The organism is Psychrobacter fulvigenes, from assembly GCF_904846155.1.
GTDB classification, from domain to species: Bacteria; Pseudomonadota; Gammaproteobacteria; order Pseudomonadales; family Moraxellaceae; genus Psychrobacter; species Psychrobacter fulvigenes.
Genome location: NZ_CAJGZP010000001.1, coordinates 2,666,826 through 2,689,257, shown reverse-complemented (window position 1 = coordinate 2,689,257; position 22,432 = coordinate 2,666,826). Strand labels below are relative to the sequence as shown.

General features: G+C 44.0%; 32 protein-coding genes and 1 tRNA gene. 27 read left to right on the top strand and 6 right to left on the bottom strand.

Translation table 11 applies throughout. The features are described 5' to 3' along the window. Positions 1 to 51 precede the first annotated feature (51 nt). On the bottom strand, positions 52 to 1,140 hold the full coding sequence (locus JMX03_RS11395; RefSeq protein ID WP_201596816.1) for a DUF1853 family protein: 1,089 nt from the start codon (positions 1,138 to 1,140) through the stop codon (positions 52 to 54). 212 nt (positions 1,141 to 1,352) lie between these two features. Between JMX03_RS11395 and JMX03_RS11390 the strand changes: the two genes are divergently transcribed. Beyond that, positions 1,353 to 1,655 carry a monooxygenase gene (locus tag JMX03_RS11390; RefSeq protein WP_201596814.1) on the top strand — a complete coding sequence of 101 codons (303 nt, stop codon included), beginning with the start codon at positions 1,353 to 1,355 and terminating at the stop codon, positions 1,653 to 1,655. A gap of 427 nt (positions 1,656 to 2,082) precedes the next feature. On the opposite strand, the gene JMX03_RS11385 is transcribed toward JMX03_RS11390, so the two are convergent. The 5 genes from JMX03_RS11385 to gatC all read right to left on the bottom strand — a co-directional run bounded on the left by JMX03_RS11385 (position 2,083) and on the right by gatC (position 6,218). Then, positions 2,083 to 2,328, bottom strand: a complete 246-nt coding sequence (locus JMX03_RS11385; RefSeq protein ID WP_201574011.1) for a hypothetical protein — start codon at positions 2,326 to 2,328, stop codon at positions 2,083 to 2,085. A gap of 314 nt (positions 2,329 to 2,642) precedes the next feature. Continuing rightward, a tRNA-Pro gene (locus JMX03_RS11380) sits at positions 2,643 to 2,719 on the bottom strand. Positions 2,720 to 2,831: 112 nt separating this feature from the next. Then, on the bottom strand, positions 2,832 to 4,340 hold the full coding sequence (gatB, locus tag JMX03_RS11375; RefSeq protein ID WP_201596812.1) for an Asp-tRNA(Asn)/Glu-tRNA(Gln) amidotransferase subunit GatB: 1,509 nt from the start codon (positions 4,338 to 4,340) through the stop codon (positions 2,832 to 2,834). Continuing rightward, complete coding sequence (gatA, locus tag JMX03_RS11370) at positions 4,340 to 5,836, bottom strand: Asp-tRNA(Asn)/Glu-tRNA(Gln) amidotransferase subunit GatA (protein ID WP_201596810.1); 1,497 nt, start codon at positions 5,834 to 5,836, stop codon at positions 4,340 to 4,342. The genes gatB and gatA overlap by 1 nt, the downstream gene beginning before the upstream one ends. 67 nt (positions 5,837 to 5,903) lie before the next feature. Beyond that, entirely contained in the window at positions 5,904 to 6,218 is a 315-nt protein-coding gene (gene gatC, locus JMX03_RS11365) for an Asp-tRNA(Asn)/Glu-tRNA(Gln) amidotransferase subunit GatC (RefSeq protein ID WP_201574017.1), read from the bottom strand. A gap of 943 nt (positions 6,219 to 7,161) precedes the next feature. Between gatC and JMX03_RS11360 the strand changes: the two genes are divergently transcribed. The 26 genes from JMX03_RS11360 to rplO all read left to right on the top strand — a co-directional run bounded on the left by JMX03_RS11360 (position 7,162) and on the right by rplO (position 22,425). Next, entirely contained in the window at positions 7,162 to 8,190 is a 1,029-nt protein-coding gene (locus JMX03_RS11360; RefSeq protein ID WP_201574018.1) for a rod shape-determining protein, read from the top strand. Between the two features lie 143 nt (positions 8,191 to 8,333). Beyond that, the gene (gene mreC / locus JMX03_RS11355) at positions 8,334 to 9,302 is read left to right on the top strand and encodes a rod shape-determining protein MreC (RefSeq protein ID WP_227695648.1); all 969 of its coding nucleotides are present in this window, start codon (positions 8,334 to 8,336) and stop codon (positions 9,300 to 9,302) included. A gap of 36 nt (positions 9,303 to 9,338) precedes the next feature. Continuing rightward, complete coding sequence (gene mreD / locus JMX03_RS11350; RefSeq protein ID WP_201596808.1) at positions 9,339 to 9,824, top strand: rod shape-determining protein MreD; 486 nt, start codon at positions 9,339 to 9,341, stop codon at positions 9,822 to 9,824. Positions 9,825 to 10,061: 237 nt separating this feature from the next. Further along, entirely contained in the window at positions 10,062 to 10,760 is a 699-nt protein-coding gene (locus JMX03_RS11345; RefSeq protein WP_201596806.1) for a Maf family protein, read from the top strand. A 173-nt stretch (positions 10,761 to 10,933) separates the two neighbouring features. Continuing rightward, the gene (locus JMX03_RS11340; RefSeq protein WP_201596805.1) at positions 10,934 to 12,544 is read left to right on the top strand and encodes an Rne/Rng family ribonuclease; all 1,611 of its coding nucleotides are present in this window, start codon (positions 10,934 to 10,936) and stop codon (positions 12,542 to 12,544) included. A 380-nt stretch (positions 12,545 to 12,924) separates the two neighbouring features. Beyond that, on the top strand, positions 12,925 to 13,236 hold the full coding sequence (rpsJ, locus tag JMX03_RS11335; RefSeq protein ID WP_169393475.1) for a 30S ribosomal protein S10: 312 nt from the start codon (positions 12,925 to 12,927) through the stop codon (positions 13,234 to 13,236). Between the two features lie 48 nt (positions 13,237 to 13,284). Then, complete coding sequence (gene rplC / locus JMX03_RS11330) at positions 13,285 to 13,923, top strand: 50S ribosomal protein L3 (protein ID WP_201596804.1); 639 nt, start codon at positions 13,285 to 13,287, stop codon at positions 13,921 to 13,923. A gap of 14 nt (positions 13,924 to 13,937) precedes the next feature. Beyond that, positions 13,938 to 14,540 (top strand): 50S ribosomal protein L4, encoded by a 603-nt coding sequence (gene rplD, locus JMX03_RS11325; protein ID WP_201574023.1) that lies wholly within the window; start codon positions 13,938 to 13,940, stop codon positions 14,538 to 14,540. Continuing rightward, positions 14,537 to 14,887: a 50S ribosomal protein L23 gene (gene rplW, locus JMX03_RS11320; protein ID WP_201574024.1), complete on the top strand. Its 351-nt coding sequence runs from the start codon at positions 14,537 to 14,539 to the stop codon at positions 14,885 to 14,887. Before rplD ends, rplW begins: the two co-directional genes overlap by 4 nt. Positions 14,888 to 14,898: 11 nt before the next feature. Beyond that, a complete protein-coding gene (gene rplB / locus JMX03_RS11315; protein WP_201574025.1) occupies positions 14,899 to 15,729 on the top strand; it encodes a 50S ribosomal protein L2 in 831 nt (276 codons plus the stop codon). Positions 15,730 to 15,741: 12 nt separating this feature from the next. Next, a complete protein-coding gene (gene rpsS, locus JMX03_RS11310) occupies positions 15,742 to 16,017 on the top strand; it encodes a 30S ribosomal protein S19 (protein WP_025644410.1) in 276 nt (91 codons plus the stop codon). A 10-nt stretch (positions 16,018 to 16,027) separates the two neighbouring features. Beyond that, the gene (gene rplV / locus JMX03_RS11305) at positions 16,028 to 16,357 is read left to right on the top strand and encodes a 50S ribosomal protein L22 (protein WP_021813373.1); all 330 of its coding nucleotides are present in this window, start codon (positions 16,028 to 16,030) and stop codon (positions 16,355 to 16,357) included. A gap of 3 nt (positions 16,358 to 16,360) precedes the next feature. Further along, positions 16,361 to 17,086 (top strand): 30S ribosomal protein S3, encoded by a 726-nt coding sequence (gene rpsC, locus JMX03_RS11300; protein ID WP_201574026.1) that lies wholly within the window; start codon positions 16,361 to 16,363, stop codon positions 17,084 to 17,086. Positions 17,087 to 17,089: 3 nt separating this feature from the next. Further along, positions 17,090 to 17,503 (top strand): 50S ribosomal protein L16, encoded by a 414-nt coding sequence (gene rplP / locus JMX03_RS11295; RefSeq protein WP_201574027.1) that lies wholly within the window; start codon positions 17,090 to 17,092, stop codon positions 17,501 to 17,503. After that, entirely contained in the window at positions 17,503 to 17,700 is a 198-nt protein-coding gene (gene rpmC / locus JMX03_RS11290; RefSeq protein ID WP_201574028.1) for a 50S ribosomal protein L29, read from the top strand. Before rplP ends, rpmC begins: the two co-directional genes overlap by 1 nt. Then, entirely contained in the window at positions 17,697 to 17,972 is a 276-nt protein-coding gene (gene rpsQ / locus JMX03_RS11285) for a 30S ribosomal protein S17 (RefSeq protein WP_201574029.1), read from the top strand. The genes rpmC and rpsQ overlap by 4 nt, the downstream gene beginning before the upstream one ends. A gap of 183 nt (positions 17,973 to 18,155) precedes the next feature. Continuing rightward, on the top strand, positions 18,156 to 18,524 hold the full coding sequence (rplN, locus tag JMX03_RS11280; protein WP_010196702.1) for a 50S ribosomal protein L14: 369 nt from the start codon (positions 18,156 to 18,158) through the stop codon (positions 18,522 to 18,524). 8 nt (positions 18,525 to 18,532) lie between these two features. Further along, a complete protein-coding gene (rplX, locus tag JMX03_RS11275) occupies positions 18,533 to 18,907 on the top strand; it encodes a 50S ribosomal protein L24 (RefSeq protein WP_201596803.1) in 375 nt (124 codons plus the stop codon). Further along, entirely contained in the window at positions 18,880 to 19,407 is a 528-nt protein-coding gene (gene rplE, locus JMX03_RS11270; protein ID WP_201598079.1) for a 50S ribosomal protein L5, read from the top strand. Before rplX ends, rplE begins: the two co-directional genes overlap by 28 nt. Positions 19,408 to 19,419: 12 nt before the next feature. Then, entirely contained in the window at positions 19,420 to 19,725 is a 306-nt protein-coding gene (rpsN, locus tag JMX03_RS11265) for a 30S ribosomal protein S14 (RefSeq protein WP_201574032.1), read from the top strand. An 11-nt stretch (positions 19,726 to 19,736) separates the two neighbouring features. After that, positions 19,737 to 20,135 (top strand): 30S ribosomal protein S8, encoded by a 399-nt coding sequence (gene rpsH, locus JMX03_RS11260; protein ID WP_201574033.1) that lies wholly within the window; start codon positions 19,737 to 19,739, stop codon positions 20,133 to 20,135. 236 nt (positions 20,136 to 20,371) lie between these two features. Further along, the gene (rplF, locus tag JMX03_RS11255; RefSeq protein ID WP_201574034.1) at positions 20,372 to 20,905 is read left to right on the top strand and encodes a 50S ribosomal protein L6; all 534 of its coding nucleotides are present in this window, start codon (positions 20,372 to 20,374) and stop codon (positions 20,903 to 20,905) included. An 11-nt stretch (positions 20,906 to 20,916) separates the two neighbouring features. Next, positions 20,917 to 21,267 (top strand): 50S ribosomal protein L18, encoded by a 351-nt coding sequence (gene rplR / locus JMX03_RS11250; protein WP_201574035.1) that lies wholly within the window; start codon positions 20,917 to 20,919, stop codon positions 21,265 to 21,267. Between the two features lie 2 nt (positions 21,268 to 21,269). Then, on the top strand, positions 21,270 to 21,785 hold the full coding sequence (rpsE, locus tag JMX03_RS11245) for a 30S ribosomal protein S5 (protein WP_201574036.1): 516 nt from the start codon (positions 21,270 to 21,272) through the stop codon (positions 21,783 to 21,785). A 20-nt stretch (positions 21,786 to 21,805) separates the two neighbouring features. Continuing rightward, positions 21,806 to 21,985 carry a 50S ribosomal protein L30 gene (gene rpmD / locus JMX03_RS11240; RefSeq protein WP_201574037.1) on the top strand — a complete coding sequence of 60 codons (180 nt, stop codon included), beginning with the start codon at positions 21,806 to 21,808 and terminating at the stop codon, positions 21,983 to 21,985. Next, positions 21,985 to 22,425 carry a 50S ribosomal protein L15 gene (gene rplO / locus JMX03_RS11235; RefSeq protein ID WP_201574038.1) on the top strand — a complete coding sequence of 147 codons (441 nt, stop codon included), beginning with the start codon at positions 21,985 to 21,987 and terminating at the stop codon, positions 22,423 to 22,425. Before rpmD ends, rplO begins: the two co-directional genes overlap by 1 nt. Positions 22,426 to 22,432: the final 7 nt, after the last annotated feature.

Here is a 22,432-nt window from a genome sequence, read left to right as displayed (position 1 = left end):
AAGTCTAAATAGGCTAAGTGCTTTACTAAAACCAACCCAAACTAGGCTAGGTTATTTAGTTTGACCAGTATGGGCGTCAGTTCGCAAGATGACAACAGGCTCATAATCTGCGTAAGAATTTGGATAGGGTGTATTGTGCTGATTAAAAGAAGGCTGTGCAGTTGATTTGACAAAGTACAAACCTTGTTGCAGTGTTGCCAAAGCGGGTGCTGCTTTGATGATATTGTCATTTTTATTATAAAAGCGCCGCTGAGTGAACCATTCTATATAGTGAGCACGGCGAAAGGCCGTCACATCAGATAACCGCTCAGCGAGGCATTCATGCTGCGTGTGTTGATTATCGCGATATTGATTATCGTTACCATTGTCGCCCTGATTATTGGATGCTGCTAGCCATCGATGCATAGGAAATTCAGGTTCAAGCCAATCAGGATAATGAAAGTCAGCGCAGTTCATGGGCAAAAAGAATCGCCCCTTTATCACCGCAAAACGCTTATCGATCTTTACTTGTCCATGATCTTTGGTATCTACTCGTAGTGCGCAAAACTGCTTGATCTGCATGTGTGTCATTTTGCGCTGCAGGTTGTCCCTAGAGTTGATACCCACCCAATTGATAGGCTCAAAAGGTGCTGATCCCATAAAGAATTTGATGGCTAATTCCCAATGCTCGGTGCGACTGTCTTGATGATTGTATAAAACCAAATCTAGCTCACCAGCAGTTTGCTTGCCGCGAAACAATTGCACATTACTTGCCAATATCTCATACGGATGTAGTTTTTTCGCAAAGCCGTCTTCTAGCCAAAAAGACAATAATCCTTCAAAATGAAAGCCCAAGCGATTGGGACTGGGACGTGCAAGTAAGTAGCGGGTCAGCTCTTGATAAGCAGAGGTGTTCTCTAACTCAATTAGGCGCGCGCGGTAAGCCTCGTATTGCATATGCCAAAAGCTGCTATGATGGACTGTCACGGCTTGTGTAAGCTCATGCGGCGCAAAGTCTACCCACTTAGTCAAGACAGTGGGGCATGCTAATACATAAGCCAAATCGCGCACATAAGGGCGTCGATAGCGCTCCCACGGAGCGGTATTTACAGTGTTAGCCTGTATGAGATCAGGAGACGGACGAGCAGTTGGCTCGGTCATAATTTGAACCATCATAATTGGATTAATAAATACCCTAACTGCTTCATAAGAAAAAGTCTATATACCGTTATGATGTTTCGGTTCTAAGTGTGCGATAAGTAGGGTTTGTTTTAAATAAGCTTTTTATATAGATGGATTTGGGTTTTAGCAGGTTGACAAAACCTGTATACAATATATAATTTAGTATATTATAGACAACTTAGGAAGCTAACATGAAATACCTTTTGCAGATCGACTTTCCATATAGTGGACCTTTTGGTGATGAGTTCTTTACAGCGATGAAAGAGCTGGCAGAAGATATCGCAACAGAAGAAGGTCTGGTCTCAAAAATATGGACAGAGAATGAAGAGACTCAAGAAGCGGGTGGTATTTATGTTTTTGATAACTTAGACGATGCCAATAGATATTTAGCAAAACACACTCAAAGACTAGAGTCTTTTGGATTTACCGATATCAAAGCAAAAACCTTCAAAATCAATGAAGAGCTCAGCAAGATTACTAAAGCGTCTGTTTAATAGAAAATTAATATAGATTCTATTTAGAACTTAAATATACCTGTAAAAGCCAGCCATTGACATATCAATGGCTGGCTTTTTTGTCCCTATTCGATAGGTTTAACTGGCTCCCATACTGTGGACTAGCGATAACGAATAGGCTCGCAAGTTTCGACATTATGTGCAAAATACTACAGAGATCTCGTGGTTTTGTTGGTATTATTTTTGCGACTAGCTTAGATAGTTCTACTGCTTCATACATTTTTTGATAGCTAAAGTAACTTGTCGCTGAGGTTGATTAAGTAGCTATTAAAAGGGCGTTATGAACACTTTTTAAACTTTCGTAGGTGGGATTGGTATGGATGCTATTATTATTTTTTTGGTTTTAACAGGGTCTTAGGCAAGAAAAAACCTGTAATGATTATCAGGTTTATGTAAAGGATATGAGTTAACACATTATTTCTTGATGAACTATTTCATTTATCTGGATTGGAACAGCATATAACCATTGCATACCGCCAGTACAATAAAAATAACCGTCCTCAAATGCTACTATATAAGCAGTGAAGTCATTGCCATCATGATCTGTCATTGCTTCTTCATCACTATTGTCACTAACGGCACACCATATTTTTTTGTCACCACGTTTTAGCATGACAATAGCCAGATTACTACCTTTCAACTCATTATCCATATTAACCTCCTAAAGACGGATCAAAAAATTTTCCAGGTTTCAATTTAGCAAATAAATAGTTTTCTTTGCCAGTATTTATAGACGAACGGTTGTTGTGAGGGTTTGCCTGTCAGATTAGGGTTATTTTCTGAGTAAAAGTATGATTTTTCACCGCTTTTTTATTGTAATTTATATATAGAGTGCAGGATGTTTTATATATATTGTCTTAAAAACTCAATAAATGTCCAAGAAAAAAGGGTGGTTGTCTTAAAAACCTAAAAAACGCCCAAAATAAAGGGCTGACGGTCAATGACGGTCAGCCCTAATGTTATGTTTGGTCGGAACGGCAGGATTTGAACCTGCGACCCCTACACCCCCAGTGTAGTGCGCTACCAGACTGCGCTACGCCCCGAATGACTGACTATTCTACCCAAAATCGTACACATTGCAAGGGTTAATTATCTCCTTCTATACGCAAGCAAACTTTAGGGAGAGCAGTCAGTGCGCTCTATTAGCAATAAACCTTAGTCTAATAGCTCTTTTAGGATCTGATTGACCTGTTGTGGGTTGGCGCTACCGCGGCTAGCTTTCATTACTTGTCCGACCAGACCATTAAAGGCTTTTTGCTTACCGCCCTTATACTCTTCAACCATGGTCTGATTATTTGCAATCACTTCTTCTACCATGGCCTTAATCGCGCCAGTATCAGTTTCTTGCTTAAGGCCTTTGGCTTCGATGATCTTGTCGGCTGCATCATCATCGTTACCGCCTTCGCGCTCATACAGGGCGCTAAAGACTTTTTTGGCAAGCTTACCTGATAAGGTGTCATCTTTAATGCGTTTTAGCATGCCAGCTAACTGCTTGGCGCTAATTGGGGAATCAATGATGTCTTGATCGTCCTTGTTAAGCGCACCCAGTAAGTCACCCATGACCCAGTTTGCCGCCATCTTGGCGTCTTGCTGACCAACTTCTGCGACCACATCTTCGAAGTAATCAGCCAGCTGACGGCTACCAGTCAAGATACGCGCATCATATTCTGACAGCCCAAGCGCTTCTTCAAAGCGTGCACGGCGAGCAACTGGTAACTCAGGCATCGCGGCCTTAATGGCATCAACTGTATGCTGCTCAATATGTACAGGTAGCAGGTCAGGGTCAGGGAAATAGCGATAATCGTTGGCGTCTTCTTTAGTACGCATCGAGCGGGTTTCGTCGCGCTCTGGATCATAAAGCATCGTTGCTTGTACGATTTTACCACCGTCTTCGATGATATCGATTTGACGCTCGATTTCACGATTGATTGCGCGCTCAATGAAGCGGAACGAGTTCAGGTTTTTCAATTCCGTACGCGTACCCAATTCTGCACCAGGTTTGCGCACCGAGACGTTACAATCACAGCGGAACGAGCCTTCAGCCATCACGGCATCAGAAATCCCAAGCCAAGTGACCAGTTGATGAATGGCTTTGATATAAGCAAGGGCTTCATTGGCTGAGCGCATATCAGGTTCAGAGACAATCTCAATCAGCGGTGTACCAGCACGGTTGAGGTCGACGCCAGTCATGCCATCGACGGCATCATGTACTGACTTGCCAGCATCTTCTTCTAAATGCGCGCGAGTGACTCCCATGCGTTTGGGATACTCACTCTTCTCACCTTCATTGACTACCACATCGGTATAGCCTTTGCCCACGATCGGGTTAGCCATTTGAGTGATTTGATAGCCATTAGGCAGGTCAGGATAAAAGTAGTTTTTACGGTCAAAGGTGTTGAATAAACCTAGCTCAGCATTGACACCAATACCAAACTTTAGAGCGCGATCAACGACGCCGCTATTAAGGACAGGCAACACACCAGGCAGGCCCAAATCAACGATACTGGCTTGGGTGTTTGGCTCATGACCAAAATCCGTCGGCGCGCTTGAGAATATTTTACTGTCTGTATTTAGTTGGCAGTGAATCTCAATACCGATGACCACTTCATAGCCATCGACGAGTAAGTCAGTACGAACGGCGTTGTTATCAGTGACTGTATTCATTATACCGTCTCCTGTGCAATAGCAGAGTGTTGTAAGTGATGGTCAGTATGCTGCTGAAATAGATGCGCAGTGGTGAGCAATTTGCTCTCTTGCCAATGCTGACCGATTAGCTGTAGACCTATTGGTAACCCGTCTTTTGATAAACCAACTGGCTGACTGATGGCAGGCAGACCTGCAAGGTTGACAGCGATAGTGTAGACGTCACCCAGATACATCGAAGTAGGATCCAGATTTTCACTAAGCTTATAAGCGGGCGTTGGTGCCGTTGGACTGGCGATGACATCGCAATTGGCAAAGGCATCATCAAAGTCTTTGATAATCAAACGGCGGATTTTTTGAGCTTTGGTGTAGTAAGCATCAAAATAACCTGCAGACAACGCATAAGTACCCATCAATATACGGCGCTGTACTTCAGGACCAAAGCCTTCAGAGCGTGAGCGTGTATATAGGTCTATTAGATCTGTTGGGTTTTCACAGCGATAACCAAAGCGTACGCCATCGAAGCGTGATAGGTTAGAAGAGGCTTCAGCTGGTGCGAGCATATAGTAAGTTGCAAGGGTGATCTCAGGATCAGTAATGTTTACTTCCACAATCGTTGCACCAAGCTCTTCATATTTTTGTAGTGCTGAGCGAACTGCTTGCTCGACTTCAGCGTTCAAGCCCTGACTGAAATACTCTTTTGCCACACCGATACGCAGACCTGCGAGTGGCTTATCACCAGCGATTGCTTCGGCATCATTGATGTCTTGTACATAGTCAGGGATATCATGTTTGATAGAAGTAGCGTCGCGCGGATCATGGCCGACCATAGGCTGTAGCAGGTACGCACAGTCTTTTGCGCTGCGGCCCATACTGCCAGCTTGGTCGAGACTCGATGCATAGGCAATCATGCCAAAGCGTGAGACGCGGCCATAGGTAGGCTTAATACCCGTCAAGCCACAGAATGATGCTGGCTGACGAATAGAGCCACCCGTATCACTACCAGTGGCTACCGGTACAAAGCCTGCCGCAACGGCCGCCGCGCTACCACCAGATGAGCCGCCAGGGACATGATCAAGCTTCCAAGGGTTATGTACTGCGCCATAATAAGAGCTAACGTTATCCGAGCCCATCGCAAACTCATCCATATTGAGTTTGCCAAGGCTAATCATGCCAGCTTTATCAATATTGCTCACGATAGTGGCGTTATAAGGTGAGATGAAGTTATGCAGCATTTTAGAGCCACAAGTGGTCAACACGCCTTGGGTACAAAAGATATCTTTGTGCGCCATAGGCACGCCCAGTAGTGGTCGCTTATCGCCTTGCGCACGCATCTCGTCAGCCGCTTGCGCTTGCGCGCGTGCTGTCTCAGAAGTATGAGTGATAAAGCTATTAATCTTGTTATCAAAAGCGTCGATGCGCTTGAGAAAGTGCTCAGTCAGCTCAAGGCTGCTAAATTGTTTGTCTTGCAAGCCGGTAACCAGCTGCTGGGTACTTAAATGATGAAGTTCAGACATAAGGTGTCGTCCGTCAAAATGTTAATTGCATAAAATAAAAGATAATGAAAAATACAAGCGTAAGAGGTTATTCAATGACCTGTGGCACCAAGTACAAGCCTTGCTCAACAGCAGGTGCCATTGATTGATTGCGCTCACGGTTGATATCGTGTTTTGCCACATCAGCACGCAGCTCTTGGCAAACTTCGTGAATGTTCGCTAGCGGAGTGAGATCGGCAGTATCGACAGCAGCTAAGGTGTCCATCAATGTTAATACCTTACTGATATCATCGGCATAGCTGCTAGCAGTGTCCTCATCGACACCTAGGCGTGCAAGCTTAGCTACTTCTAGAATTTCCTGACGGCTGACACTACTGTCAGACGTTGACGGTTGCTGTGACATAATTTCTCCAGTGAAGGACAGTTTCTGTTGGTGTAAGCGCTTGCTAATAATGACCAAGCTGCTTATAGATTATCGATGATAAATACGTTTGGCATGATTTATGCCTGATTTAAGCCTATGGTTTAACAATGCTAATATTTTTTATAATATTTTGACTTAATTTGGATGATTGATTATAAAGCATTTGAGCCGCTTTATTATAAAGCATCTGTGCCAAGTTTACAGAGGAGGGGGTCGATTGCAGCATAATCTTAGCAGGTGTGTACTCTATCAGTAATAATAGCGCATGTGTTTTCATGGAACTTGATGAAAAATCAACCGTCATACTATCCAATGGTGGCGTCAAGCTTAAGAGCATTCATTATAAAAACCTAAGATTTGGTTAGCACTTATTATAGCGAGTCATGATAAAGTGACGTTGTATGGTCGGAGCACTTTTAAATCGCTACGGTGTTATCCGCCCTAGATGTACTTAGTGTACTATCTGCGGTCGGTTGCCTTGTAGCGATTTTAAAATTCCTTGACTATAGTTATTGATGTATTATCAATTGCTTAACAAATAAAGCGTCAAATGCGTTACAGTATCCTGCATACCAACAGGGTATATCGATAAGGAAGGCACGGCATAGATACAAGAGTTTATTATTAAATCCTTAATTGGGTTTAATAATGACATTTCTGTTTCTGTAACAAATTCTAGCATTTAAATTTGAAATCCTTGCTTAACCATGCAAATACCTGTGTTTTTTTTGAGCTAAATCGGTATAATTTAGCCCTGTTTCTATATACTGTCATTATAGCTACAGCCATTATTGTTTAGTTTTGACTTGTCGCACGGTTAAGCTTTTGTTAACGTGAGCGCGACAGATTGATCTAATCAACGCCGACGAGTATCACCTCAGTCACCCTCATTCGCCTCATTTGTAAGACGCTGGATATATTAATGAACCCGTTTGGATTTTTATCAAATAACATCGCTATCGACCTTGGTACTGCGAATACCTTAATCTTTATTCCTAATAGAGGCGTGGTGCTCGATGAGCCTACAGTAGTCGCCCTACGTAGTAATCGCACGCAAAACCCTACGGTTGCTGCTGTTGGTATCGATGCCAAGCAGATGCTTGGTCGTACGCCTGCCAATATTACTGCCATTCGTCCTCTAAAAGATGGCGTGATTGCGGACTTTGAAGTCACGCAAAAGATGCTCAAGCATTTCATTACCAAGGTAAAAGCCAGACGGTTTATGGCGCAGCCAAATGTCGTGGTTTGTGTGCCGTGCAAGTCTACCTTGGTTGAGCGTAAAGCCATCCGTGAAGCGGTCTCATCAGCAGGAGCAAACAAAGTAATGCTGCTAGAAGAGCCAATGGCAGCTGCTATCGGTGCAGGAATGCCCGTTCATGAGGCCAGTGGTTCTATGGTGGTGGATATTGGTGGCGGTACCACTGAGATTGCGGTTATTGCCTTGTCAGGCTGTGTGTATGCAGAGTCGATTCGCATTGGCGGTGATATGTTTGATGATGCCATCATTACCCATGTACGCCGGACACATGGTTGTGTCATCGGTGAGACGACCGCTGAGCGTATCAAGCAAGAAGTGGGCTCAGCACTGAGCAACGATGAACAGCTAGAAGTAGAAGTGCGCGGCCGCAGTATGGCTGAAGGGGTACCTAAGACTTTTACGGTCAATTCAGACGAAATTCAAAAAGCACTGAGTGATCCTTTAAGTGGTATCGTAAGCGCAGTGAAAGCCGCGTTAGAGCAAACCCCACCTGAGCTGTCATCCGATATTGCCGAGCGCGGGATCGTATTGACTGGCGGCGGCGCTCTATTACGTGATTTAGATAAGCTGATCTCACAAGAGACGGGTCTACCAGTCACCGTTGCCGAAGATCCGCTTACCTGTGTCAGCCGCGGCGGTGGTATGGCGCTTGATTTTATTAATAATAAAAGCCTAAATATGATTTTTGTATAAGTTTGACTGACGTTTAAATGAGAGTGATATAAATAAAGGCGGTCAATAGACTGCCTTTATTGCATCAACTACTGGCATTTGACTCCTCAATTCATATAATACCTTTATACCCAGTACTGGCTACTGCTCTTATTAGATACCCTATGATCCCAAGTATTTTTGCCCGCCAACCGCTCGCACTTCGCAGGACTGCTATCGCTTTGATAGTGGCGCTGATATTGATGTGGTTCGATAGCAAAAATCCAGAATGGTTTAATCCCGTACGCAATACTAGCCATGCTGCCATGCAGCCGATTTATCAGTTCTCTTTATTGCCAAGCTATGCTGCACATTGGGCGAAAGGGAGCGCGCAATCAAAAGAAGCCTTACGTCGTGAAAACGTACAATTGAGATCACAGCTGATCCATGCACAAGCGAAACTGCAGCAGCAGGATTATATCTTGGCACAGAATGCGCGTTTGCAAGGTATCTTATCGACTACCAAACCTGAGTTGTTCGATTTGAATCTGGCTCAAGTTATTGGTACGGATACTAACTTATTAAAGCAAATCGTGGTGCTTAACAAAGGCGCGCAAGATGGCGTACAAGTTGGGCAAACGGTCATCGACGAAGATGGTATCTTGGGGCAGATTATCAATGTTTATCCAAATACCAGTCGCTTGTTATTGATCACTGATGATCAGCAGTCGGTTGCCGTGACCATCAAACGGACTGGTCAACGCGGCATCGTTACTGGAGAAGGTATACCGACCTCATTACGTCTCAATTACGTATTCAAAACCTCAGACGTACGAGTTGGCGATGAGTTAATCTCATCAGGACTTGGTGGACGTATTCCAGCAGGCTATAGAGTTGGGCGCATCGCTCACATCAAAGACACGCAAGCGGACAACTTTAGAAGTATCGATGTGACTCCAGCAGCGAACTTTGTCGATAATGCTTATGTATTGATCTTACAAGATAAAGTGATAAGCAATCAAACTAAGCCGTCAGGATTTTTGTCCTCCAAGCTCAGCGACTTGGCCAGCGATACGGAAGTGCTGCGGCCACACTCGCCTAGTGAGGTGAGCTCTGAGACCTTATCAGCAGCAGCGTATCCTACTCAGCATTAAAGTAGCAGCTGCCAAATAATCGTTAAGGTAATATTCATGACGAATTCCAACTCCGAGCATGCAACTGGCATATTATTGATGACGATTGCATTCAGCTTCGTCATATCCTCTTCACTCAACGTCTATCCACTAAGTCCTAGCATGGCGACACTGCGTCCAATGGTCATGATCATGGTGCTCATTTTTTGGCTACTATTTCAGCCACGGTATGTCGGAATCATTATCGCTTTTGTGATTGGTATTATTGCTGATTTATTGATGGATACTCGCCTTGGCCAACAAGCCTTTTCAGCTGTAATCGTTGCCATGGTGATCAAGTTTAGCAGTATTTATATCAAGCAGCTAAATGCGGCTAGCGCTTGGTTGATAGCAACAATAGGGTTACTGGCCTTTCAGTTAACGTTATGGATATTACAGCTTATTACGCAAAGTCAGTTTGTTGCTCAGTCAGGTCTGTCTTTACTTATGAGCATCATCAGTTGGCCGCTTGTGCTGTTGACACTGCGTAAATTTACTCGCTAAAATTTCGGTAGATAGTAAATGAAAGTCTGCCAAGTGCTTGGCTTTATCCTTGCCGATGACTTTCTAATTTACACAGCTCCTAAGTCATAGATAAATTCTAAGTCAATGATAAGACATACCATTTCCAAAAATTACAGTAGCTAGGAAAAGGAGTGTAAGCACTATACTTACATAGGCTCAGCGAGTTTGACGTCGCTAATCGAACTTTTTTGAGATTGGTATAATAAGAGAGTAATAATGAACATCATTCTTGCATCAGGCTCACCGCGTCGGCGCGAGCTACTGACGCGTGCACAAGTAGACTTCACTATCATGGGTGTTGATATAAATGAAACACCGTATGACGATGAGCATCCAAAAGATTACATTCAACGTATGGTCGCGGCCAAAGCTGCAGCTGCTGTTAGCCAGATAAGTTTAGAATTTGCAGATAATAACTCTCACAGCATAATTGATGGTGAATCGTTTCTTATTCTCACTGCTGATACGATTGGGGTGTTGCCCGATGGCAAAACGGTACTGGTTAAGCCTACAGACTTCAAGCACGCTCAAAGCATGTGGCAACAAATGTCTGACAGCACTCATCAAGTATGGACTGCTGTACAAGCTACCTTGGTCTCAACTTCATCACTTGATAAGCAGACGAAAGTTGCTGGTAGAGCCATAAACAATGAGCCATTACCAGTAGTGTGGCAAAAACAAATTATCGAAAGTACAGAAGTGAGTTTTGTGCCTTTAACACAGGCAATGATGGAAGGCTATTGGGATAGCGGCGAGCCTACCGATAAAGCAGGTGGTTACGGTATTCAAGGCTTAGCCGCAGCATGGGTGACACGTATTAATGGTAGCTACACCAATGTGGTAGGGCTACCATTGGCGCAAACACTGGCCTTGATTGATGCTGCGCGGGATAGCGCTAGCGCTGATGAGGTATAACAGAGACAGTTAAGACACATAATGATACGGCAGGACAGTGGGCAGGGTAGAGGTGCATTTGTTACACTGTTGTACAGTCACAAAAAATCATCAACTTAATTGAGTTGTTTTCTATTATTTATTAATAAAACCAATGATTATTAATAAAGATAAGCAATATAAGAAGAGGCACTATGTCTGAAGAGCTGCTGATTAATGTCAGTCCGATGGAATCCCGTGTGGCAGTCTTGGATAATGGTGTGCTTGGTGAGATTTATATTGAGCGTCATCATAAGCTAGGCTTGGTAGGTAATATTTACATGGGTACAGTCGTGCGTGTATTACCAGGTATGCAGGCTGCTTTTGTCGATATCGGTCAATCAAGAACCGCATTTTTGCATGTCAATGATATGCAGCGTGAACCAAGGCCCGTTGCAAAAAATAAAAATAAATCAGCCGAAGACCTTATCACCGTTTCTGATACAGATTCTGATATAAAGAGTGAACAACCATCAGCTGACAGTCTGGCGCCGACACCGCCTGTTGTCAGTACCCAAGCAAAGGAAATGGTTGTTGCTAGCAAAACCTTGATTCAGCATCGCCTGCACGAAGGTCAACGTATTTTGGTGCAAGTGACAAAAGATCAATTGGGCAGTAAAGGGGCACGCTTAACCACCAATATTTCACTGCCTTCACGCTATTTGGTTTATCTACCGTCCAGCGACCACGTTGGTATCTCACAACGTATTGATGGAGAAGAGGAGCGCCTACGTCTCAAAACTGAGCTGACAAGCCTTATGCAAACAGTGAATCTGCAAGGCGGTCTGATAGCTCGTACCGCTGCTGAGAAAGTACCGATGGCTAAACTAGAAGAAGACATCTATTATCTGGTACAGCTATGGCGCACTATCTGCGCTCGTCGTCAAGAAATTACCCACCATCAAAGCTCAGAGCTTATCTATCAAGAGTTGTCACTGCCACTGCGCTCCATTCGCGACTTAGTGCATGCTGATACTGAAAAGGTCATTATCGATAACGCGCAAATCTATGAGCAAGTTCGCTACTTTGCCAAAGAGTTCGTGCCTTTCGTCTATGATCGCATTGTGCATTATACTGCTGAGCAGTCACTGTTTGATGTGCACCGCGTTGAGGAAGATCTGCGTGATGCACTTAAGCGCCGCGTGGACCTAAAGTCTGGTGGATACTTGATCATTGATCAAACAGAAGCTATGACCACCATTGATGTCAATACGGGCTCTTTTGTCGGTGGCCGCTCATTAGAAGATACCGTCTATAAGACCAATCTAGAAGCGACGCATGCGATTGCACGCCAACTGCGCTTGCGCAACTTAGGTGGAATCATCATTTTAGATTTCATTGATATGTTAGAGCAAGAGCACAAAGATGATGTGCTGACAAGTCTGCAAGAGCAGCTGGCGCAAGATTATGCTAAGACTAATATCACGCAGGTCAGCGAGCTTGGGCTGGTTGAAATGACTCGTAAGCGTACTCGTGAGTCGCTTGGTCAGCAGCTGTGCGAACCCTGCTCCACTTGTCAGGGTCGAGGGTTTGTCAAAACCGCTGAAACGGTATGCTTTGAGATATTTCGTGAAATTATGCGCTGTGCCCGTACTTATAACTCACCCAAAAAATTCACCGTCGTGGCTCATGCAGCTGTTATTGACTTATTGCTGACTACAGAGGCTGATACGGTTGCAGATTTAGAATACCTATTAGGCAGAGTGATTACTTTTGAAGTAGAAAATCTATATACTCAAGAACAATATGATATTGTATTAGACTAAGAGCATTTATAAACATGACGAATCTCTATATAAAAAAGGGGTTTTTGGGCATATTATCTTTGATAAAGGTTCTAAATATTGGCGTTGCAATCAGATGAATTGTCTGTATAATATACACCACTGAATTATAAGCTTCCGCCTAAGTAAAAGCGGTCGCTGTTACAGCTAGAGCATCGTTTCTAGCACTATTTCATTATGCCTTTGCTGACATCCATAAAAGTGGGAGGGTTGGCGGGGCTTTAAATTATTTTGCTTTTAGCACGCTGCTCGTTCTATTAAAAGAATATTAAGCCGCTTGAAGTGAATCTTTAACCAAACGGCTTTTGGTCATCCACTTGCACAGCAAGAATGACGAAAGCACATATTAGGAGCTTGCTGGCATGGCTAACCAGAGAATCCGTATCCGACTCAAATCTTTTGATCATCGTCTGATTGATCAGTCGGCGCAAGAGATTGTCGATACTGCAAAGCGCACTGGTGCGCAAATTTGTGGTCCTGTACCGTTGCCGACTCGCATTGAGCGCTTCAACGTTCTAACCTCGCCACACGTCAATAAAGACGCTCGTGACCAGTACGAAATCCGTACTCACAAGCGCATGGTTGATATCGTTCAGCCTACTGACAAAACTGTGGACGCGTTGATGAAGTTAGATCTAGCGGCGGGTGTTGACGTTCAAATTGCTTTGGGTTAATGCCCATAAACACCCAATCCATTAATAGAAGATATAAAGAGGTTAAAAATGGCGATCGGTTTAGTCGGTAAAAAATGCGGCATGACCCGTGTCTTCACTGAAACAGGCGCATCTATCCCTGTTACAGTGGTTGAGGTCGATGCAAACCGCATTACTCAAGTAAAAAACACTGATACAGATGGCTATCAAGCCATCCAAATCACTACAGGTACACGTCGTGACAGCCGCGTAACAGCCGCACAAAAAGGTCACTTCGCGAAAGCTGGCGTTAAAGCTGGCCGTGGTGTTTGGGAATTTCGTGCCAATGAAAGCGATCTTGAAGGTCGTGAGATTGGCGGTGAGATCCTAGCTGACCTGTTTGAAGAAGGTCAGATGGTTGATGTCACAGGACAGAGTAAAGGTAAAGGCTTCCAAGGCGGCGTAAAGCGTCATAACTTTAGTATGCAAGACGCTACTCATGGTAACTCAGTATCTCATCGTGCCCTTGGTTCAACTGGTCAAAACCAGTCACCAGGCAAGGTGTTTAAAGGTAAAAAGATGCCGGGTCAGATGGGTAATAAGCGTGTAACCGTTCAAGGCCTAGAAGTGGTCTCGGTTGATTCAGAAAAAGGGTTACTTGTCATCAAAGGCGCTATCCCAGGTGCCACCGGTGGCGATGTTATCGTACGTCCGTCAATCAAAGCCTAAGCAAGGGGATTAACGTGGATTTAAAAACAGTTACAGGTGCGGCGGTTGAGCTTTCTGATACGGCATTTGGTCGTGAATTCAACGAAGCATTAGTGCATCAAGTCGTCACCGCATATCTTGCTGGTGCTCGCCAAGGTACACGTGCACAAAAAACCCGTGCCGAAGTTTCTGGCGGTGGTATTAAGCCATGGCGCCAAAAAGGTACTGGTCGCGCTCGTGCAGGCTCAATTCGTAGCCCAATCTGGCGTGGTGGTGGTCGTGCATTCGCTGCAAAACCACAAGACTGGTCACAAAAAGTAAACCGTAAAATGTACCGCGGTGCTATGCAGTGCATCCTAGCCGAATTAGTACGTCAAGAGCGTCTAATCTTGGTTGAAGAGTTGAGTGTTTCTGCACCTAAGACCAAAGAGCTGATCGCGAAGTTAAGTGATTTAAATGCACCGCGTGCATTGATCGTCACCAAAGAAGTTGACGAAAACTTATACTTAGCAGCCCGCAATATTCCACACGTCAATGTACTAGGTACAAACGAAGTGGATCCAGTGAGCTTGATCGCCTTTGATAAAGTGGTCATGACAGTCGAAGCTGCGAAACAATTTGAGGAAGCACTAGCATGAATAACGCAAGACTTTATCAGGTCTTAAGAGGACCTGTCTTCTCAGAAAAATCTCAAATGCTTGGTGACTCACTTGGCGTGCAAGTATTCAAAGTTGATACTGAAGCTACTAAGCGTGAAATCAAAAAAGCAGTTGAGTTAATGTTTGAAGGTGTTGAAGTCACTAGAGTGAACACCTTGAATGTTAAAGGTAAGACAAAGCGTTTTGGTAAGAGCATCGGCCGTCGTAATGACTATAAAAAAGCCTATGTTACCTTAAAAGCTGGTCAAGATGTACAAATGGCTGATGCTGGTGAAGAAGTCGCAAACACGACTGATTCTACTAGTGAAACAGCGAACAACGAATAAGGATTACACTCATGCCTATCGTAAAAGCAAAGCCAACATCACCAGGCCGTCGTTTTGTTGAAAAAGTGGTGCATCCACACCTTTACAAAGGTCGTCCTTTTGCAGCGCTTCTCGAATCAAAAAGTAAGTCAGGTGGTCGTAATAATAACGGTCGTATAACGACTCGTCATATTGGCGGCGGTCATAAGCACCATTACCGTATTATTGATTTTAAACGCACCAAAGACAATATCCCAGCCACGGTCGAGCGTATTGAATACGATCCTAACCGTACTGCACATATTGCATTGCTTAAGTATGCTGATGGTGAGCGTCGTTATATCATCGCTGCTAAAAAACAAGCAGTTGGCGATACAGTAATGTCAGGTGAAAACTCTCCAATTCGCCCAGGTAACTGTTTACCACTTAAAAACATCCCATTGGGTACTGTGATCCATAATATCGAACTTAAAATCGGTAAAGGCGCACAGATTGCTCGTTCAGCGGGTGCTGGTGTACAGCTACTAGGTCGTGACGGTATTTATGCTATTCTTCGTCTACGTTCAGGCGAGACACGTCGTGTACACGTCAACTGCCGTGCAGTTATTGGTGAAGTATCAAATACTGAAAATAACTTGAAATCACTTGGTAAAGCCGGTGCTTCTCGTTGGCGCGGTGTTCGCCCATCAGTTCGTGGTGTGGCAATGAACCCAGTTGATCACCCGCATGGTGGTGGTGAAGGTCGTAACAAAGGTCGCCATCCAACCAGCCCTTGGGGTCAGAAGTCTAAAGGACTTAAAACGCGTCATAATAAGCGTACTGACAGTATGATCATCCGTCGCCGTCGCGCCAAGAAGAAATAAAGGAAGAATTTCATGCCTCGTTCATTGAAAAAAGGTCCATTCATAGACGCGCACTTGTTTGCCAAAGTTGAGAATGCAATTGACACCAACTCACGCAAACCCATTAAGACTTGGTCGCGCCGCTCGATGATCCTGCCACAAATGGTTGGCCTAACCCTATCTGTTCATAATGGCCGTACTCATGTACCGGTTATCATAAGTGAGCAGATGGTTGGTCATAAACTAGGTGAATTTGCCCCGACTCGTACATATCGTGGTCATGGCATTGACAGAAAAGCTAAGAGATAAGGTGCTTACCATGGAAGTAACTGCAAAATTACGCGGTGCCGCCATCTCGGCACAAAAAGTTAGACTCGTTGCTGATGAAGTTCGTGGCAAATCGATTGAGCGTGCTTTGGATATCTTAACGTATAGCAATAAAAAAGGCGCTGTGTTTGTTAAGAAATGCCTTAACTCAGCCATCGCCAATGCCGAACATAATCACGGCCTAGATATTGACGACCTAAAAGTCGCAACTATCTATGTTGATGAAGGCATCACGCTAAAGCGTATCCTACCACGTGCAAAAGGTCGCGCTGATCGTATCAGCAAGCGTACCTGTCACATCACTATAAAGGTAGGAGAATAAGTTATGGGTCAAAAAGTACATCCAATCGGAATTCGTCTTGGTGTTATCAAAAAGCATAATGCTAACTGGTATGCTGATCCTAAACAGTATTCAGAATACCTGATCAACGACATTCAAGTTCGTGAGTATCTACGCAAAAAGCTAGACAACGCTATGATCAGCAACATTACGATTGAGCGTCCTACTGGTGCTGCTAAGATTACCATCGCCACTGCGCGTCCTGGTATTGTTATTGGCAAAAAAGGCGAAGATATTGAAAGACTTCAAAAAGAATTGACCAAAATGATGGGCGTACCTGCTCAGGTCAACATTGAAGAAATCACTTCACCTGATCTTGATGCACGTTTAGTAGCAGATGGTATTGCTAGCCAACTTGAGCGTCGTGTTATGTTTCGCCGTGCGATGAAGCGCGCCGTACAGAACAGCATGCGCTCTGGTGCTAAAGGTATCAAAGTTGAGTTGTCTGGTCGTCTTGGTGGCGCTGAGATTGCTCGTACTGAATGGTATCGTGAAGGTCGTGTGCCACTGCATACATTCCGCGCTGATATTGACTATGCGTCAGTCCGTGCAGAAACCACTTACGGCACCATTGGTGTAAAAGTTTGGATTTTCCGCGGAGAAATCCTTGACGGTATGAACAGCGTATACAATCCCGTCAAAGAAGAGCAGACTCGTGCGCCAAAACGCCGTGGTCGTGGTGGAAACCGTCGAAACTCAGACAGAGGTTAAACTATGTTACAGCCAAAACGTACCAAGTTTCGTAAAATGCATAAAGGTCGTAACACTGGGCTTGCTCATCGTGGAAGCACCGTTGCATTCGGACAAATTGGTCTAAAATCTTTGACTCGTGGTCGTATGACTGCCCGTCAAATTGAAGCAGCACGTCGTACCATTACGCGTAAAATTAAGCGTGGCGGTAAAATCTGGATTCGTGTATTCCCAGACAAACCAATTACCAACAAGCCATTAGAAGTACGTATGGGTAAAGGTAAAGGTCCAGTCGAATATTGGGTATGCGAAGTCAAACCTGGTAAAGTGCTGTATGAACTCGAAGGGGTCTCAGAAGAGCTTGCTCGCGAAGCTTTAACGCTTGCTGCAGCAAAACTGCCCTTTAAAACTACCATTGTTAAGCGGACGATAATGTAATGAAGATCAGTGAATTACGTGATAAATCATTAGAAGAGCTGACCCAGTTACTTGATGAAAAGCAACTTGATGCTTTCCGTATTCGTATGGCTAAAGCAACCGGTCAGTTGGGTAATACTCATGAAGTCAGAGGCAATCGTCGTACGATTGCTCAGATTCAGACTTTGATTAACGAGAAACAACGAGGCGACGCATGAGCGATAACAATCAAACAGCTACCAATGTTAGCATATTGACAGGACGAGTTGTCAGCGACAAGATGGACAAGTCCATCACGGTTTTGATTGAACGTCTGGTTCGTCATCCTTTGTATGGCAAGCAGCTTCGTCGTTCTACTAAAATCAAAGCCCATGATGAAAACAATGTTTGCCAACAAGGCGACCTTGTCCGCATCAAAGAAACGCGTCCAATCTCAAAAACTAAGTCATGGACTTTAGTTGATGTGGTTGAAAAAGTAGAAAAAATCTAAGTAAATTGCATTAAAAGCCAGAAGCTGTTAAAATAGCCGCCTTTTTAAGGATGCTGATTGCGCCGAGCGTATATCAACTACATTAAGAGTAGGTTGCGGTTATTTATATTAAAATGCCGACTACTCATACTGTGCTAGCGGCAGCAACTGGTTTATTATTGCTCATACGTGTGGAGTAACGCTATGATTCAGGTTGAGTCAATGCTGGAAGTTGCAGACAATAGCGGTGCAAGGCGAGTTCAGTGCATTAAAGTACTGGGTGGTTCTCATCGTCGTTATGCATCAGTTGGCGACATTATTAAAGTAACGGTTAAAGAAGCCATTCCGCGTGGTCGTGTCAAAAAAGGCGACGTGATGAATGCTGTAGTTGTACGCACCAAAAAAGGCGTTCGTCGTCCCGATGGTTCTGTTCTGCGTTTTGATGACAATGCTGCGGTATTGTTAAACCAAAACAAAGCACCGATTGCAACTCGTATTTTTGGACCGGTAACTCGTGAACTACGTGGTGATCAGTTTATGAAAATTGTATCACTAGCACCAGAAGTATTGTGAGGTAATCCATGTCAAAATTACGTAAAGGCGATACAGTTATCGTGATTGCTGGTAAAGATAAAGGCAAGCAAGGTACTGTACAAGCCGTAAAAAACGATCGTATTAAAGTAGAAGGTATTAATATTGTCACTAAACATCAGAAGCCAAATCAGGCGACTGGCGTTGAAGGTGGCATCGTTAAGCAAGAAGCTTTTCTGCATATTTCAAATGTCGCAATCTTAAATGCGCAAACCCAAAAAGCAGACCGTATTACTTATCAGACGAATGATGAAGGCGTTAAACAACGCGTCTATCGTTCAACTGGTGAAGTAGTGGCGACTGCGAAAGACACTAAGGGTGTAATGGTAATGGCAAGATTAAATCTTTATATAACGATAAGCTAAAGCAGCAAATCAAAGAAGAGCTTGGTTTAGACAACGTGATGCAAGTGCCTAAAGTCACTAAAATCACAATCAACATGGGTGTTGGCGGTGCGTCTCAAGATAAGAAAATTCTTGAAGGTGCAGTAGCAGACATGACCGCAATTGCTGGTCAAAAGCCTGTTGTCACCAAAGCACGTAAATCAGTTGCTGGTTTTAAAATTCGTGAAGAATGGCCAATTGGCTGTAAAGTAACGCTGCGCGGTGAGCAAATGTACGAATTTTTAGATCGTCTCATTGCCATTGCGATTCCTCGTATTCGTGACTTCCGTGGTTTTTCACCAAAAGCCTTTGACGGACGTGGTAACTACTCATTGGGCATCAAAGAGCAAATCGTATTCCCAGAAGTAGATTTTGATAAGATTGATCGTATCCGCGGTATGGATGTGACGATCACTACGTCAGCTAATACTGATGATGAAGGTCGTGCGTTGCTTAAAGCTTTCGGCTTCCCATTTAAATAAGGTAAAGACGTTATGGCAAAGAAGAGCATGATTAATCGCGAATTGAAGCGCGAAAAAATGGTTGCTAAATATGCTGAAAAGCGTATTAAGTTAAAAGAAATCATCAGTGATATGAATGCAAGTGACGAAGAGCGTATGGAAGCGATGTTAGAGCTACAAGCTCTTCCACGCAACGCATCGCCAGTTCGTCTGCGCAATCGCTGTGCTGTCACTGGTCGCCCTCATGGTTACTACCGTAAGTTTGGCTTATCGCGCAATATATTGCGTGAGCGAGTCATGCAAGGTGATGTACCTGGTGTTCGTAAAGCAAGCTGGTAAGGAGTAACTACATGAGTATGCAAGATACCGTTGCGGATATGCTAACCCGCATTCGCAATGCGCAAATGGCGAATAAAGTATCAGTAGATATGCCAAGTTCAAAACTACGCAAATCAATCGCTGATCTATTAGTTAGCGAAGGTTATGTGGCTAGCGCTGTTGTTAAAGCAGAAGACAACAATAAAGCGACACTATCTATCGAATTAAAATACTTCGAAGGCAAACCTGTCATCGAAACTATCCAACGTTTTAGCCGTCCTGGTTTACGCCAGCATCGCGGTAAAGACGCTATCCCTACTGTTAAGCAAGGTATGGGTGTTGCTATCGTATCTACCAGTCAAGGCATCATGAGTGATCGTGCTGCACGCGCTGCTGGTATCGGTGGTGAAATCGTCGCATTCGTTGCTTAATAGCATTTTTTGCTTACGAGTAATGAGACGATAACAGTCTACTTGTCCCATTTTAAATTAGTATGACTTTAATTATTTAACAACGAGTCATACTTAATTTGAAAGATAATGAAACGCCCTGCAGATTGTATAAATTTGCTAGTGTTAAATAGGGTCAATTATGCTAAACTAGCAGGCTTTTTAGCCTGTTAGTTTTTTCGCCAATATAAGTTGTTAATTTTTTAAGGAATATTCCTATGTCTCGTGTGGCTAAAGCCCCAGTAGCGCTGCCAAATGGCGTAAGTGTTACTTTGAACGATCGGCAGGTCGAAGTGAAAGGCAAGAACGGCAATTTGTCTTTACGCCTGCATGAATTGGTCGAGCTAAAACAGGAAGATGATGCAATTCTTCTCTCACCTGTAGCCGATTCAAAAGAAGCCATGATGCACACTGGCACCATGCGCTCTTTACTAAATAATTTAGTAATTGGCGTAAACGAAGGCTTCGAAAGACGTCTTCAGTTGATCGGTGTTGGTTATCGCGCGCAAGTTGCTGGTAATAAAGTAACCTTAAACGTTGGTTACTCTCACCCAGTAGACTATACGCTACCTGAAGGTGTGACTGCTGAAACCCCAACGCAAACTGAAATCGTTCTAAAATCAAACGATAAGCAGCAGCTTGGTCAAGCAGCGGCTAAAATCCGTGGTTTCCGCCCACCAGAGCCTTACAAAGGTAAAGGTATTCGCTATAGCGACGAACATGTGATTCGTAAAGAAGCTAAGAAAAAATAAGGTGAGTTGAAATGTTTGATAAAAAAGCAGCTCGTCTGCGTCGAGCTAAGAAAACCCGCGCGCATATCCGTCATTTGGGTGTTCATCGCCTTACGGTTAATCGCACGCCAAAGCACATATATGCCCAGATTATCTCTCCGAACGGTGGTGAAGTGATTGCTCAGGCATCTACCTTAGACGGCAGCTTGCGCTCAGGCGCGACTGGCAACGCTGATGCAGCGACGTCTGTAGGCCAAATGATCGCAGAACGCGCAAAAGCAGCTGGCATTACTAAAGTTGCCTTTGACCGTAGTGGTTTTAAATATCATGGTCGAGTAAAAGCTTTAGCTGAAGCTGCTCGCGAAAATGGATTGGAGTTTTAATCATGGCTAGAAACGATAGAAATGATAAAAATGAACAAAGCGATGGTTTAGTAGAACGCCTAGTTACCGTTGACCGTGTTGCAAAAGTAGTCAAGGGTGGTCGTATTTTCTCTTTCACTGCTTTAACAGTAGTGGGCGACGGTAATGGTCGTGTTGGTTTTGGTCGCGGTAAAGCACGTGAAGTGCCAGCTGCTATCCAAAAAGCGCTAGAAGCTGCTAAACGTAATATGATTACTGTTGAGCTTGATGGTGCAACTTTATTTCACCCGATCAAAGCACGTCATGGTGCTAGTAAAGTTTACATGCAGCCTGCATCTGAAGGTACTGGCGTAATCGCTGGTGGCGCAATGCGTGCTGTATTAGAAGTTGCGGGTGTTAAAGATGTTTTAACGAAATCTCATGGTTCTACCAACACTGCAAACGTTGTACGTGCAACGTTTAACGGTTTACGTGATATGTCAACTCCAGAAAAGATGGCAGCTAAACGTGGTAAATCTGTAGACGAAATTTTGGGCTAACTTAGACTAGGTGAGTTACGATGAAAAAAATGAAAGTCACTCAAGTAAAATCCGGTGCCCATCGCCTTAAGAGCCACAAAGCGAGCTTGAAAGGATTGGGTTTGCGCCGAATTAATCATACTGTTGAAGTAGAGGATACTCCTTCAAACCGTGGTATGGTAAATCGCGTCAACTACATGGTAAAAGTGGAGGAAGCGTAATGGGACTTAGATTAAATGAATTATCACCAGGCGTTGGCGCGAAAAAAACCGCTAAACGTCGTGGTCGTGGTATCGGTTCAGGTCTTGGCAAAACTGGTGGTCGTGGTGTAAAAGGTCAGAAATCACGTTCAGGTTCTAGCGTACGCTCAGGATTTGAAGGTGGCCAAATGCCACTATATCGCCGTCTACCAAAATTTGGCTTTACCAGCAGAATGGCAATGACGACTGCAGAAGTTCGTCTGTCTGAGCTAAATAAAGTTGAAGGCGACGTGGTTAGTGTTGAAACGCTTAAAGCTGCTAACATTATTCGTCACGATATGAAACGTGCTCGTGTTATTTTATCAGGCGATGTCACCAAAGCTTATACCTTTAAAGGTGTTAAAGTGACTAAAGGTGCCAAGCAAGCAATCGAAGCTGCTGGTGGTAGCATCGAGGAGTAGTAACGTG